This is a genomic window from uncultured Paracoccus sp., from assembly GCF_947496875.1.
GTDB lineage: Bacteria > Pseudomonadota > Alphaproteobacteria > Rhodobacterales > Rhodobacteraceae > Paracoccus.
On the sequence record NZ_CANMEH010000021.1, the window covers coordinates 26,040 to 38,010 of the forward strand.

Consider the following 11,971-nt stretch of genomic DNA (forward strand, 5'->3'; position numbering starts at 1 on the left):
CGTTACCAGATGCGGCGCTGGTTCTTTCTGTCCTATGGCCGGCGCTGACCGATCAACCGGACCGCAGGCTTTCCTGCAACTCTCGCTGGAAGAACGCCTGGTCGGTCTCCGCCGGACGCGGGCCGCGCTCCAGGGATCGCGCGAGTTCGAAGAAGCCTCTTCCGGGCAGTATTCCCGATCCCCGGCTGACGGCGCGGGCGGCGATGAACGGGCGGCCGGTTTCCGCATCCTCGCGCATCGTCACCTCGAGGGCATTCGTCACCTCACGAATGGAGCCGGGCATAGACATCCCCAGGTCTCGGGCGATCTGTCCATACGTGACCGGCAGCCTGCCGGCAGGCAGAGCTTCCAGATGCTGGCGCACCTGGTCCGCAAGCGCGGTGCGCGCGTCTTCGGAGGCGGCTTGTTCGCGGGGCGGTGGAACCTCCTGGGCACTACCATCGGGCAGGATCTCGGCCGCCCAGGTGCGCTGCGGGCTGCGAACCGTTACACGAATGTTGCCGACCGTGGCGTCCTCGCTGTGCTCGGTCACGATGTCGCCGCGCGAAAAACCGTCGAGCAATTGCTCACGCTCGAGGCCCAGCCGGGGCGCGAGATAGGCCGGGTCGATCGCCAACTGGCCACCCTCCCAGCGAAGGGAGGCGGCCGGAATGGGGCGGGCGAAGGCGGGACTTCGCCCCGGCGCGTCGCGATAGTAGGGAGTGGTTCCGCTGCCGTGGTCGGTGACATCCACGATCTCGCGAACCCCCGGCACGGCGGCGCGCAGCATGGTTTCGACGCCATTCCTGAGCGTCATGGACGAGGCCGCACAGCCTTGGCAGCCGCCGGACATGCGCAGATATACGACACCGTTCTCGACACGTTCTGCGGACACGTGGCCACCATGCCTGGCAATGGCGGGGTTGGCCTGTCGGTCGAGGACCACGGTGACCGCGGCCAGGATCGCCGCATCGTCGTCACCTTGCGGCGCGGCGTCAGACGTGTCGCCGAGCGGGGGATCGGCGCTGTCCAGGACCCGCCGGATCGCCGCAGCGATCTGCGCCTTGAGCGCCTGCCAGTCGTGGCCTTGGGCTCGCGTGACGAGGATCGTCTCGCCCGTCACCTGCACCTTGCGCACACCGTCGATCGCGAAGAGGGCCTTCGCCAGAGGGGCCTCGTCATCGGGTCCGTCGAAGCTGACCGTCCGGCCCGCCTGCACCGGCGCGCCGAGGATGAAGCGCATCGTGCTCGGGTCGCGCGGCGAGGCCTGGGCGCGGATGCGGCGGTGCAGGCCGGTGTCAGACATCCTCGGCCTCGACACCTTCGATCTCGCGCAGTGCGCCAAACGTGTAGATCCCCGAGCGGTGCCCGTCGCTGAACGCCACGCCGAGAGCGTAGTTGCCGACGCTCCAGATCCGCGTCGGGACCACGTCCAGTGGCACGGCCTCGGGGTCGAGCAGGCGCTTGCCGCTCATCTCGTCGCGGCAGGCCGCGCAGCAGCAGGAGAGCCGCAGATCACGCGGGTCGATCGTCTGAGCACGGCCGTCTCCCCACCGGATCGTCAGTCCGGCAGCGTCGTAGTCGAGCGCCAGCGGCCGGTCCGGGGGCGTATCGGGCGTGGGTGCGGCCGGCGCGGGCTTGCCTTCGCCGGCCGCGAGGTGCCAATCGAAAGGCGTTTGAAGCCCAACGGCCGGGTTCATGGCGCCGGTCAGCGCGTCGGCGATCAGCCCGTAGGCTTGCGCCGCCGGACTGTCCGGCGCTGTCGCCACGAGCGGCGCACCGTTGTCTCCGCCATCCACGATCGCCGGGTCGAGTGGAATGGCGCCGAGAAACGGCACGTCGAGGCTTTCCGCGATCCTGCGCCCGCCGCCCTGATGGAAGATATCGGTGACTTCCCCGCAAGAGGGGCAGGTGAAGCCGCTCATGTTCTCGATGATCCCGAGGATCGGCACGTTCACCTGTTCCAGCATGCGCAGACCTCGCCGCGCGATCTTCAGGCTCACATCCTGCGGTGTGCTGACGACGACGGCGCCGGTCAGCGGAAAGGACTGCGCCAGCGTCAGTTGCGTGTCGCCGGTGCCCGGCGGCAGATCCAGGAACAGAACGTCCAACTCGCCCCAGTCGACCTGCGTGACGAACATGCGGAGGTACTTCGTCACCATGGGTCCGCGCAGGATCGCGGGCTTGTCGTCGCCGGTCAGCATCCCCATCGAGATCACCTTGACGCCCTGCGCCTCGGCGGGGATGACCTTCTTGTCGGGCGACATGGCCGGCGGTCGGTCGCCGGGGATGCCCAGCATGCCAGGGATCGACGGGCCGTAGAGATCGGCATCCACGAGCCCGACGCGCAGCCCCTGCCGCGCCAGCATCACCGCCAGGTTGGTGGCAACGGTGGACTTGCCGACCCCGCCCTTGCCGCTGGCAATGGCGATGAGTCGGCCGAGATGCGACAGGGGCGCGGCCGGTGCCGGATCAGAAATCGGCTTCGGATTGTTCAACGCGTAAACTCCTCGCGGTCTCAGCGAGCGGAAGGGAAGCTGACGGCGATCGGGTCGCTCGCCGGGAACGTGTCGCACAAGGCTTCGTCGAGAATTGCGTCGAGGCGAGCCCGGCGAGCGGCATCGGCCTCTTCAGCAGCATGGGGATCTTTGAAAGTCTCGTCCGCGGCGCCGCTACTGGCGTCGCCTGCACCAGCTTCGTGGCGTTGGCCCGGTGCAGCAGGCGAACGAGGCAGTGGGAAGGTCACGGCGCTGCATTCGAGAACGCTGCCCCGCTCATCCGCGATCATGCGAACGCGACGATCCGCCGAGAAGAAGGTCAGGCGCACCTTGCCCGCATCCTCGGCTTCGCCCTGTTCGAACCGGCTGGTGATGGCGCCTTCACGCATGCCCAGTCTCAGGTCTTCGGCACTGATCGCAAATGCTTGCGCAAGGATGCCTGCGTCCACCTGAACGCCATCATTGATGTATTCGATCCGGGTCATCGGTTCCTCCATCCTTCTGGGTCATCCGGCTGCGGCCGGGGATTGGCTGCTGCGCCAGGCGCAGTCCGCCAGGGTTGTCTTGTCCAGCTCGTTCATGAATGCCTCCTGCGCCGCGGCGAGCTGGGGCCTAAGCAGGCATTGCGGCTTCAACACGCAGGCGCCGCCGTCCGCGCGGAAACATTCCACAAGCGCGAAACGCTGCTCGAGATGGCGCACGACTTCGCCCACCGTGATCGCCTGTGCCGGGCGAGCCAGCGTAAGCCCGCCACTCCTGCCGCGCTGGCTTCTGACGAAGCCGCCGCGGCCAAGATCCCTTACTACCTTGGCCAGATGGTGCTGAGAGATCGCGAACTCTTCGGCGATCGCTCCGGTCGAGACCGCCTCGTGGGGCGCTCCGGCCAGACGCATCAGAACCCGCAAGCCGTAATCGGTGAATGCCGCAAGCCGCATCGTCGACCCTTATCTGGTATTGACAGGACGTAATATAGCCGATCAAATCGGTACTTCAAATGCCGATTTGTGGTGGAGTCGGGCGACGTGAAGCCTGACGGGTGCCTAGACGAGGATTCGCAGGAGATGACGACTCCTGCACCCGGCAGTTCCGCCTGCGCGAAGCAACCGTGGAGAGAGCCATGACCGAGAGAGCCCACCCACTGCACGACCAGAGTGTCGGCGAGATCGCCGCGCGATTGGCCGGCGCCTCCAATGTCTTTCGCCGGTTCGGGATCGACTTCTGCTGCCAGGGACACGTGTCGCTGAAGGACGCGGCCAACCATCGCAGTTCCGACCTGGATGAGCTGGAAACGGCGCTCGACGCGCTCGATCCGTCGGCCCCGCAGCCAGTCCCGCAGGAAACCGGCGCGCTGATTGAGCATATCAAGACCTGCTATCACGACGTGCACCGACAGCAGATCCCGGAGCTGATCGCCCTCTCGCGCAAGGTAGAGGCGGTTCATGTGAACCATCCGAATGTGCCGGCAGGCTTGGCCGAGACCTTGCAGCACGTTTGGGGCGAGCTGGAGGTGCACATGAAGAAGGAAGAGCTGATGGTCTTCCCGGCCATGCTGCGTCAGCGAGCAGGTTCACTCGCCGAGCCGATTCGCGAAATGCGACACGATCACAACGACCATGCCGCGTTTCTCGATCAGATCGGGCGCCTGACAGACGACTACACTCCGCCCCAGGATGCCTGCCGGTCCTGGCGGACGCTCTATGACGGAGTGGCCCAGTTCCGCGCGGACCTGATGGAGCACGTCCATCTCGAGAACAACGTGCTGTTCCCACGCTTCGAAACAGCCGCATGACATCTCTGCCAGCTGCTCCGAAGGCGGGCGGCTGGCAACGCCGCTGCCAGAGATGGGGTGGATGCCGCTCTCTCCCCAACGGCGTCACAATGCGCCAAGCTTGTGATGCTGAAGTCACAAGAGGAACGAGAGGGCATCCGTGAAGAAAGTTAGCATCATCGGCGTCGACCTGGCAAAGAACGTATTCCAGCTGCACGGCGCGGCCGCGGACGGAACGGTGCTGTTCCGCAAGAAGTTGTCGCGGCCACAGTTCCAGCGCTTCATCTTCGAGCATCCGCGGTGCCTCGTCGCCATGGAAGCCTGCGGCGGAGCGCATTACTGGGCGCGCGAAATGGAGCGGGCCGGCCACGAGGTGAAACTGATCGCGCCGCGCTACGTGGTGGGGCTATTGCGCAGGATAAGGGCAGGGCTACGCCGACCTCGGGCGCCCCTCTGATCCTCCCAACGCACCCGGCCCTCCCGCGCCCATGAGATCGCGTCATCGAGGCGGTCATCCACCCAGTACACCTCTCCGTCCACAACGAAGCTGGGCGAACCGAAAATCCCGAGGCCCATGGCACGCCCCGTCTCTTCCGCAAGGGCAGCGACGGCGGCTTCACCCGACGCATGGGACCGAGCCGCGACTCCGGCCCGACTCACCGGTATCCGATGCCGGTGACGTAATCCATCAGCAGGGTCTCTTCGTGCTCGCGATCCGCGAGCAGGGCCACGAGCACATCGCGTGCGGCAAGCACGCCCAGGGGACCCCCGGCGCCGTCCACCACCGGCAAATGCATGAACCCCGTCCGCTTCATCCGGGCCCAGATGTCATCGAGCGACTCCGAGGGTGTGCAGTACTCGACTTCGGCGGTCATCGCGGCTTGGACGGATTCCGTGCAGGAACAGCCGGTGCAATGGCTGATGCGAGCGACGATGTCCGTGCGGCTGACCACACCACGAAGAACGCCGCTCTCGTCGCAGACGATGATCAGCAGGGTCTCCGGGCGGTCGAAGGCCTGCGCGGCGTCGACCAGTCGCGCCGAGCGATCGACCGTGACAAGGCGGCGGCTGGCCCTTTCGAGAAGGGTCGCGGGGATCACGGTCCTGCCCCCGGTCCGATGTCTGTGCCGGGTGCGCCCGGATTTTGCGTGCCAGTCCTGACCGGAAAAGTCGCCCGCGTCAGGATGTGTCCGCCCGCATCCACGATGAACCGGCAGGCGCGGCCGCCGTGGTGAAAGGTCAGACGCCAGCGCCCGGCATCCTCGCCCACCCCGGCCTCGCAGCGCGAGGTGATGGTCCCCGCGCGCATCCGCGCCCTGGTCTCCTCCTGCGACAGGCCGAACGCGTCCGCCAACAGGGACGCGTCGATGACAAAATCGTCTGCGTTGCGTTCGACCGGTGTCATGGCGCATCTCTCCAATAGTCATTCGCCGCCGCCACGGTGGCGAAATGCGTTGCCACGACCTGGCTCGAGGCGATCAGCGCGTCGGCATTTTCGGCGTAGACCGGGCGCAGCTTGTCGCGCACCTCGGCGTCCGGCTGGGTCATCTTGATCGCGACGCGGGCCATCTTGACGGCCAGTTCATAGCCTTCTTGCGGTGTCGCTGTCTTCAAGGTGGGGAGCCATGTGGTCATCGAGCATTCCTTCCGTTTTTTGGTTGCTTGTTTCTGATGCCCGACGGTTGCAACCGCCGGGTTGATGGTCTGTCAGCCTGCCCTCAATGGTTCGAGCGCGATATCGGCGAGCGTCGCGCGATCGAGGTCGGCGAGAAAGGCCGCCTCGGCCGAGCGCATGCGCGCCTTGAGCCGACAGCGGCCGTCAAGCGTGCAGGCGCCGCCACCCCCGCTCAGGCATTCGACGAGCGGCTGGCCCTCTTCAAGCAGGCGCACAACGGCGCCGAGCCGGATCTCCGACGCAGGCCGGGCCAGTGCCGCCCCGCCGCCACCGCCGCGCCGGGTTTCGATCAGCCCGGCCTGCGCAAGCCGCTGCATGATCTTGGCCAGATGGTTGCGCGACAGCCCGAACTCGTCGGCCAGATCGGCGGTCGAAAAGGCGCGATCCGGCGCGCTCGCCATGCGCATCAGCATGCGCAGGCCGTAGTCGGTGAAGGAGGTGAGGCGCATCGCCGCGAGTGGCCTGCAGGAATTGGTATTTACAGCAGGTCTAGCCTTGTTTGCAAGACCCGAACCGCGAGGCCGTCATGTCCACCGCCGAACCATCCGCACAGATCGCCTCCGCCCGGCCGGAGATGACGGCGGCCATCATGGCGGAAACGGGCCTCGACGAGGACGTCCTGCGCGACCTCGTCCATTCCTTCTACGCCAAGGTCCGCCGCGATGCGGTGCTCGGCCCGATTTTTGCTGCGCGGATATCGGACTGGGACCCTCACCTTGAGCGCATGGTCGCCTTCTGGTCCTCGGTCGCGCTGATGACCGGCCGCTACCATGGCCGCCCGGTGCCCGCGCACACGCCGCTGCCGATCCACGGGGCCCATTTCGAACGCTGGCTGGGACTGTTCCGCGAGACCGCGCGGGAGGTTTGCTCCCCCGCGGGCGCCGCGCATGTCATCGAACGGGCCGAACGCATTGCCCGCTCGCTCCACATCGCCGTCACGGAGGCACAGGCTGCCCCCGACGCCATTCCCGCCTTGAGCTGATGAAAGGATCCCCAGATGTCCGATGCCGCCCCGATCCACGACGCCGCCGAACTGACCCGCTACATCGAGACGCGGTACCACGCGCGACACCGCGAACAGTTGCCGCCGCTGGCCGCGATGGCCGCGAAGGTCGAAGACGTGCACTTCGGCGACGACCATGTGCCCGATGGGCTCTCGGACGTCCTGCGCCGCATGATCGGCGAGATGGAGGTCCACATGAAGAAGGAGGAATTGATCCTCTTTCCCGCCATCCGCAGGGGTGGCGGCCCCGGCATCGAGAACCCGATCGCCGTGATGCGGGCCGATCATGACGACCACGCCGCAGAGGTCGCCGAAATCCGCCGTCTGACCCGCGAACTGACACTGCCCGAAGGCGCCTGCGGCACCTGGACGGCACTCTATGCGAGGCTGGACGAATTCATCACCGATCTCGAGGAACACATGCGGCTGGAAAACGACGTGCTGTTTCCGCAGTTCGAGCCTGGAAACACCGCTCATGCCTGATCTTCATTTTCCACAGGCAACGCGCGCCCATGCCGAGCGGCGGCACGCCCTTGCGCCAGCGGCGGACGACGCCTTCCGCGCCTTCTCCAAGGCGGTGTTCGCCGAAGGCGCGCTCGATGCGCGCACCAAGCAGATCATCGCCGTGGCCGTTGCCCATGTCACGCAATGCCCCTGGTGCATCGAGGGCCATGTCAGGGCGGCCCGGCGCGCGGGTGCCACGCCGGAGCAGATCATGGAGGCGATCTGGGTCGCCGCCGAGATGCGGGCCGGCGCCGCCTTCGCCCATTCGATCAAGGCGCTGGACCTGATGGAGGACGACCCCGCGTCATGACGGATGGCCTGTATCCCGCGCTGCGCACACCGCTCTGCGATCTGCTGGGCTGTGACGTGCCGATCCTGCTGGCCGGCATGGGCGGCGTGTCCCGCTGGGAGTTGGCGGCGGCTGTGGCCAAGGCTGGCGGCTATCCGACGCTCGGCATGGTGCGCGAGGCGCCCGAGCTGATCGCGCGCGAAGTTCAGGCGCTGCGGGCGGCGACCGACCGGTCCTTCGCGGTCAACCTGATCCCGGCGGCGACCGACCCGGACCTGCTCGACGCCCAGATCGCCTGCTGTCTCGACCTCGGCGTCGGGGCCTTCTCGTTCTTCTGGGACGTGGTGCCCTCGGCTGTGGAGCGCGTGAAGGCGGCGGGCTGCCTCGTCCTGCACCAGGCCGGCACGGTGCAGGCGGCGCGCGATGCCGAGGCAGCGGGTGCGGACGTGTTGATCGCGCAGGGCGTCGAGGCGGGCGGGCACGTCCACGGGCGCATCGGCGCCTTCGCCCTGACGGCGGAGATCCTGTCCGGGTCCCGGGTGCCGGTCGTTGTCTCCGGCGGGATCGTCGATGGACGGGGGCTCGCCGCCGCCCTCGCCATGGGGGCAGTGGGCGTGCATTGCGGCACGGCCTTTCTGGCGACCACCGAATCCTTCGCCCATGACAGGCACAAGCGCCGACTGGCGGCGGCCCCGGCTGCGGACACCGTTCTCACCGATGTCTTCGTTCTGAACTGGCCGCGCGGCGCGGCCGTTCGCGTTCTGGCCAATACCGTGACGGAGGCGCTCGGCGACCGCCTTCTGGGTCACGACCCCGACGCCCTGCCGCGGGAGCCCATCGCCTGGGACGATGGCGTTCCCCGCCTGCGGTTCAGCACGGATTCGCCCCTGCGCACGACGACGGGGGATCTGGAGGCGATGGCGCTCTATGCAGGCCAGGGCGTGGGGCGGATCACGGACGTCGTTCCCGCCGGCGAGCGCCTGCGCCTGATGGCGGACGAGGCGACAGTCTTGCTGGGCCGCTTCCGGTCCGACGGTTGCGGGCACGAGGAGGCACGTCATGGCGGGGAATGACGGGTCCGAGGGCCGCTACGCCTCTCCGCCCTGCATGGCGGGCGAGATCGCGCCCGATTATTTCGATCCGCTGGGCGTCGACCCGGAACAGGCGCGCGACGTCGCGCGCCGGCGCCGGGCCGAGCGCCTGCGACTGCGCGCCGAGCGCCAGGCGTTGAGCGTGGATGCGCGGGTCGCCGTGGGGGCCGCGTTGTCGGGTCACCTGCGCGACCTTCTGGCAGACCGTTTCGGCGACATGCGGGATCGCGTCTTCTCGGCCTACTGGCCGATCAAGGGCGAGCCCGACCTGCGCCCCCTGATGGCTGATCTGCACGGGACGGGCGTCCAGGTCGCGCTGCCCCTCGTCGAGGTCAAACAGGCCCCGCTCGTCTTCCGCCGCTGGACGCCGGAGACACGCATGGTGCGGGGTGATTGGAACATCCCTGTTCCGCCGCCGGAGTCAGAGGTCGTGACGCCGGACGTGGCCCTTGCTCCGCTTGTCGGCTGGGACCGGGCCGGCTATCGGCTCGGCTATGGCGGCGGCTACTTCGACCGCACGCTCGCGCATCTCGCGCCGCGCCCCTTCGTTATCGGCATAGGCCTGCAGGCGGCCGAACTCGCGACGATCTACCCGCAGCCCCACGACGTGCCGCTGGACGCGATCATCACCGAGGAGGGTGTGCAGGTCATGCGCCTGGCCGAGCGGACGGAACAGCATGACCCCGCAGAGCACACCTCTGGTGCGACGGAGAGACCACAATGGCGCTGAAACATGCCGCCGCAGGCGAGGCCGTCGATCTCCGCCCGCTCGGCGCCCGTCTCTCCGCCGCCAGAACGCACGCCATCGTCCGCACGTCGAGCTTCGAGGCGGTGCGCCTCGTCGTGCCTGCAGGTGTCGAGATCCCCTCGCACAGGGTCCCAGGCCGGATCACCCTCCAATGCATCGAGGGGCACGCCCAGCTCGGGCTGTCCGACGCGACAATCGACTTGCGGGCGGGCGATTGGGTCTATCTCGATGGCGACGAGTCGCATTCGGTGAAGGGAATGGAGGATGCATCGTTGCTTCTGACAATTCTGTTTGCGACCGACGGCAAGACGCCGGAACCTGGTCGTGAATAGAATGCACAGCATGCGCGGCATGTGTTTTCAATTGTTCCCGACAGGTGTTTTCGTTCAGGTACGCTTGTGCCGTTGTGCAGGGCGGCGCGACCGTCACGGATCGGGCATGATCCGTGTTACCGGACGCACGCAGGAGAATGATCGGCGCTGTAACTGATCCCACGTTCCAACTACGATAATGGCGCAAGGCGCGAGGACCGGCAGTTCGACCACGCGATGCAGCGGACAAACCTCACGCACGATAGTTCAGACCAGCCAGAATGAGAGCAGCGCGATGACCGATCACATGCCTGACGACGTGTCGCCTGCCGGGCGTGATCTGCGCGCATACACCGATGAATTGCGGCCACTTTTCCCGGTGGTCAGGAACGACGCCGGCGAATATGTATTGCTTCGACACGCCGATGTCGCCGCCGCCGCCCTCGACGACGTTCGCTTTTCAAGCGCAGTATCCCGCCACCTGCAGATTCCCAATGGTCTGGACGGAGAGGACCACTCCCGATTCCGCAGTGTTGTCGACCGGTACCTGACCGGCGACGCGCTGGAGCCCTTCCTGCCGGTTTTCGAAGGCGTCGCCGTCCGTCTGGTGGCGGCCCTGCCGCGCGGCAAGCCGTTGGATGCGGTCGGCGACATCGGCGCCGTCTTCGCGGTACGCGCGCAATGTGCGTGGCTGGGTTGGCCGTCCGAGTTGGAGCCGCGTCTGCTGAACTGGATGGAGGCCAACCACGCTGCCACCCGATCGGGCGACTACGAACGGACCGCGGAGGTCGCCGGGGAATTCGACGAGATCATCCGGTCCGTACTCGCCCCCCGTCTGTCCGGGACAGACGCGGCCAGCGACGACGTGACCGCGCGGCTTTGCCGCGAGACCGTCGACGGGCGACCGCTGACGGAACCGGAGTTGACCTCGATCCTGCGCAACTGGACCGGGGGTGACCTTGGGTCGATGGCGCTATGCGTTGGTGTGGTCGTCGCGCATCTGAGCCGGGAACCGGACCTTGCGGCGCGGATGCGCACGGCCCCGGACGCTGAAATGGACGCGATCATCGACGAAATCCTGCGTCTGGACGACCCGTTCGTCTCCAACCGCCGGGTCACGACCTGTCCCGTTCGTGTCGGCGGCACGGACATTCCGGCAGGCGCTCGCGTGAAGCTTCACTGGACATCGGCCAATCGCGACGAGGCGGTTTTCGGACGGGGCGATTTCGACCCAAAGCACCATGCCGCGGCAAACCTCGTCTACGGCATCGGCAGACATGTGTGCCCGGGCCGGCTGTTGGCCACCTGGCAACTGCGGATCGCGCTTCGGGCACTGCTTGCTTCCGTGCACAGGATCGAATTTGCGCAAGATATGGAACCGGAACGGGAAGTCTCTCCTGTCGGCGGCTTCCGCCGGGTGTGGATCGTGCTCCACTGATCGGTCGGTGGACCCTGTCCTGGGCATGGGGCATCACCAGCATAAAGATCGTGGCCCCTAGGAGCTGGTTGAAAAAAATTGCTTTAAATTAAGCATTTGTGTAGAGAAGGTTGGATATCAGGCTCATCCCCTCCGCCACTTGCCCTCGCGAAAGCGTTCTCCCGATCCGGCTGCGGCCGGATTTTTCCGTTCTCTTTGAGGGTTATGCGGGGGGGGCTGAGCACTGGCCTCGTCGCCAGGAGGCCCGGAAGCGGTCTCTCAGGGGCGATATTCTCCGGACCTCTCGACTGCCCGATTTTGGTGTAGAGCCTGTATGCCTCAGAAAATAAGGGAACAAATCGAAGGCTGACCTGAACACTTCGATGCTAGTGGCGCCATCGAGATGGAACCGGGATCGAACAACTCTGTCGCGCTCTGGCCGAAACACGAGCTCTATTCTGCTGGCTCGGCGACGGTCGCGTGCTTCGTGATGATGTCCTGCACCTCGCCCGGCTTGAACGCGACATCCCAAGCCCAGCGTCCGAAACCGCCTGCTGCGTTGATCGCCTTCACCCATTCGTTCAGCGCGTCCCGCTTGGCCTTGTTCTGAGGTAACCGTCCGGCGTGACCGCTATCCGTTCCAGCGCCACGGCATCAGGTCATCGACCTTGGTGATCTTGTAGTCGGG

Annotated in this window: 17 protein-coding genes; 9 read left to right on the top strand and 8 right to left on the bottom strand. The window is 66.6% G+C overall.

Annotated elements, in window-relative coordinates; genetic code table 11:
• Nucleotides 1–52 precede the first annotated feature (52 nt).
• The 4 genes from Q0938_RS16390 to Q0938_RS16405 are packed head-to-tail and all read right to left on the bottom strand — an operon-like array spanning nt 53 to nt 3,412.
• A complete protein-coding gene (locus Q0938_RS16390) occupies nt 53–1,285 on the bottom strand; it encodes a NifU family protein (RefSeq protein WP_299364635.1) in 1,233 nt (410 codons plus the stop codon).
• Nucleotides 1,278–2,477 carry a P-loop NTPase gene (locus Q0938_RS16395; RefSeq protein WP_299364637.1) on the bottom strand — a complete coding sequence of 400 codons (1,200 nt, stop codon included), beginning with the start codon at nt 2,475–2,477 and terminating at the stop codon, nt 1,278–1,280. The genes Q0938_RS16390 and Q0938_RS16395 overlap by 8 nt, the downstream gene beginning before the upstream one ends.
• A 20-nt stretch (nt 2,478–2,497) precedes the next feature.
• Complete coding sequence (locus Q0938_RS16400; protein ID WP_299364639.1) at nt 2,498–2,962, bottom strand: DUF6522 family protein; 465 nt, start codon at nt 2,960–2,962, stop codon at nt 2,498–2,500.
• 21 nt (nt 2,963–2,983) lie between these two features.
• Nucleotides 2,984–3,412 carry an Rrf2 family transcriptional regulator gene (locus Q0938_RS16405; RefSeq protein ID WP_299364643.1) on the bottom strand — a complete coding sequence of 143 codons (429 nt, stop codon included), beginning with the start codon at nt 3,410–3,412 and terminating at the stop codon, nt 2,984–2,986.
• 182 nt (nt 3,413–3,594) lie between these two features.
• Between Q0938_RS16405 and ric the strand changes: the two genes are divergently transcribed.
• A complete protein-coding gene (gene ric / locus Q0938_RS16410; RefSeq protein ID WP_299364646.1) occupies nt 3,595–4,266 on the top strand; it encodes an iron-sulfur cluster repair di-iron protein in 672 nt (223 codons plus the stop codon).
• Nucleotides 4,267–4,405: 139 nt separating this feature from the next.
• Nucleotides 4,406–4,702: a hypothetical protein gene (locus Q0938_RS16415; RefSeq protein WP_366942772.1), complete on the top strand. Its 297-nt coding sequence runs from the start codon at nt 4,406–4,408 to the stop codon at nt 4,700–4,702.
• 199 nt (nt 4,703–4,901) lie between these two features.
• On the opposite strand, the gene Q0938_RS16425 is transcribed toward Q0938_RS16415, so the two are convergent.
• The 4 genes from Q0938_RS16425 to Q0938_RS16440 all read right to left on the bottom strand — a co-directional run bounded on the left by Q0938_RS16425 (nt 4,902) and on the right by Q0938_RS16440 (nt 6,369).
• Nucleotides 4,902–5,345, bottom strand: coding sequence for a CBS domain-containing protein (locus tag Q0938_RS16425; protein WP_299364648.1), 444 nt, complete (start codon nt 5,343–5,345; stop codon nt 4,902–4,904).
• A complete protein-coding gene (locus tag Q0938_RS16430) occupies nt 5,342–5,650 on the bottom strand; it encodes a DUF6522 family protein (RefSeq protein WP_123130147.1) in 309 nt (102 codons plus the stop codon). Before Q0938_RS16430 ends, Q0938_RS16425 begins: the two co-directional genes overlap by 4 nt.
• A complete protein-coding gene (locus Q0938_RS16435; RefSeq protein WP_123130146.1) occupies nt 5,647–5,880 on the bottom strand; it encodes a hexameric tyrosine-coordinated heme protein in 234 nt (77 codons plus the stop codon). Before Q0938_RS16435 ends, Q0938_RS16430 begins: the two co-directional genes overlap by 4 nt.
• A gap of 72 nt (nt 5,881–5,952) precedes the next feature.
• Complete coding sequence (locus tag Q0938_RS16440; protein WP_299364655.1) at nt 5,953–6,369, bottom strand: Rrf2 family transcriptional regulator; 417 nt, start codon at nt 6,367–6,369, stop codon at nt 5,953–5,955.
• Between the two features lie 125 nt (nt 6,370–6,494).
• On the opposite strand from Q0938_RS16440, the gene Q0938_RS16445 reads away from it, so the two are divergent.
• From Q0938_RS16445 to Q0938_RS16475, 7 genes are all read left to right on the top strand, one after another.
• Entirely contained in the window at nt 6,495–6,902 is a 408-nt protein-coding gene (locus Q0938_RS16445; protein WP_123130187.1) for a group III truncated hemoglobin, read from the top strand.
• A gap of 15 nt (nt 6,903–6,917) precedes the next feature.
• Complete coding sequence (locus Q0938_RS16450) at nt 6,918–7,406, top strand: hemerythrin domain-containing protein (protein WP_299364664.1); 489 nt, start codon at nt 6,918–6,920, stop codon at nt 7,404–7,406.
• On the top strand, nt 7,399–7,737 hold the full coding sequence (locus tag Q0938_RS16455) for a carboxymuconolactone decarboxylase family protein (RefSeq protein ID WP_123130143.1): 339 nt from the start codon (nt 7,399–7,401) through the stop codon (nt 7,735–7,737). The genes Q0938_RS16450 and Q0938_RS16455 overlap by 8 nt, the downstream gene beginning before the upstream one ends.
• Nucleotides 7,734–8,789 (top strand): nitronate monooxygenase, encoded by a 1,056-nt coding sequence (locus tag Q0938_RS16460; protein WP_123130142.1) that lies wholly within the window; start codon nt 7,734–7,736, stop codon nt 8,787–8,789. The genes Q0938_RS16455 and Q0938_RS16460 overlap by 4 nt, the downstream gene beginning before the upstream one ends.
• Nucleotides 8,776–9,537, top strand: a complete 762-nt coding sequence (locus Q0938_RS16465) for a 5-formyltetrahydrofolate cyclo-ligase (RefSeq protein WP_299364673.1) — start codon at nt 8,776–8,778, stop codon at nt 9,535–9,537. Before Q0938_RS16460 ends, Q0938_RS16465 begins: the two co-directional genes overlap by 14 nt.
• Nucleotides 9,528–9,887 (top strand): cupin domain-containing protein, encoded by a 360-nt coding sequence (locus tag Q0938_RS16470; protein WP_123130140.1) that lies wholly within the window; start codon nt 9,528–9,530, stop codon nt 9,885–9,887. The genes Q0938_RS16465 and Q0938_RS16470 overlap by 10 nt, the downstream gene beginning before the upstream one ends.
• A gap of 178 nt (nt 9,888–10,065) precedes the next feature.
• Nucleotides 10,066–11,304 (top strand): cytochrome P450, encoded by a 1,239-nt coding sequence (locus Q0938_RS16475; protein WP_299364678.1) that lies wholly within the window; start codon nt 10,066–10,068, stop codon nt 11,302–11,304.
• The last annotated feature ends 667 nt before the right edge of the window (nt 11,305–11,971 follow it).

What these genes read in the sequence shown, in the direction of transcription:
- Q0938_RS16460 (WP_123130142.1), top strand. Translation starts at nt 7,734, where the DNA reads ATGACGGATGGCCTGTATCCCGCGCTGCGCACACCGCTCTGCGATCTG.
- Q0938_RS16445 (WP_123130187.1), top strand. Translation starts at nt 6,495, where the DNA reads ATGACGGCGGCCATCATGGCGGAAACGGGCCTCGACGAGGACGTCCTG.
- Q0938_RS16440 (WP_299364655.1), bottom strand. Translation starts at nt 6,369, where the DNA reads ATGCGCCTCACCTCCTTCACCGACTACGGCCTGCGCATGCTGATGCGC.
- Q0938_RS16390 (WP_299364635.1), bottom strand. Translation starts at nt 1,285, where the DNA reads ATGTCTGACACCGGCCTGCACCGCCGCATCCGCGCCCAGGCCTCGCCG.
- Q0938_RS16400 (WP_299364639.1), bottom strand. Translation starts at nt 2,962, where the DNA reads ATGACCCGGATCGAATACATCAATGATGGCGTTCAGGTGGACGCAGGC.
- ric (WP_299364646.1), top strand. Translation starts at nt 3,595, where the DNA reads ATGACCGAGAGAGCCCACCCACTGCACGACCAGAGTGTCGGCGAGATC.
- Q0938_RS16435 (WP_123130146.1), bottom strand. Translation starts at nt 5,880, where the DNA reads ATGACCACATGGCTCCCCACCTTGAAGACAGCGACACCGCAAGAAGGC.
- Q0938_RS16430 (WP_123130147.1), bottom strand. Translation starts at nt 5,650, where the DNA reads ATGACACCGGTCGAACGCAACGCAGACGATTTTGTCATCGACGCGTCC.
- Q0938_RS16465 (WP_299364673.1), top strand. Translation starts at nt 8,776, where the DNA reads ATGGCGGGGAATGACGGGTCCGAGGGCCGCTACGCCTCTCCGCCCTGC.
- Q0938_RS16470 (WP_123130140.1), top strand. Translation starts at nt 9,528, where the DNA reads ATGGCGCTGAAACATGCCGCCGCAGGCGAGGCCGTCGATCTCCGCCCG.
- Q0938_RS16450 (WP_299364664.1), top strand. Translation starts at nt 6,918, where the DNA reads ATGTCCGATGCCGCCCCGATCCACGACGCCGCCGAACTGACCCGCTAC.
- Q0938_RS16475 (WP_299364678.1), top strand. Translation starts at nt 10,066, where the DNA reads ATGGCGCAAGGCGCGAGGACCGGCAGTTCGACCACGCGATGCAGCGGA.
- Q0938_RS16455 (WP_123130143.1), top strand. Translation starts at nt 7,399, where the DNA reads ATGCCTGATCTTCATTTTCCACAGGCAACGCGCGCCCATGCCGAGCGG.
- Q0938_RS16405 (WP_299364643.1), bottom strand. Translation starts at nt 3,412, where the DNA reads ATGCGGCTTGCGGCATTCACCGATTACGGCTTGCGGGTTCTGATGCGT.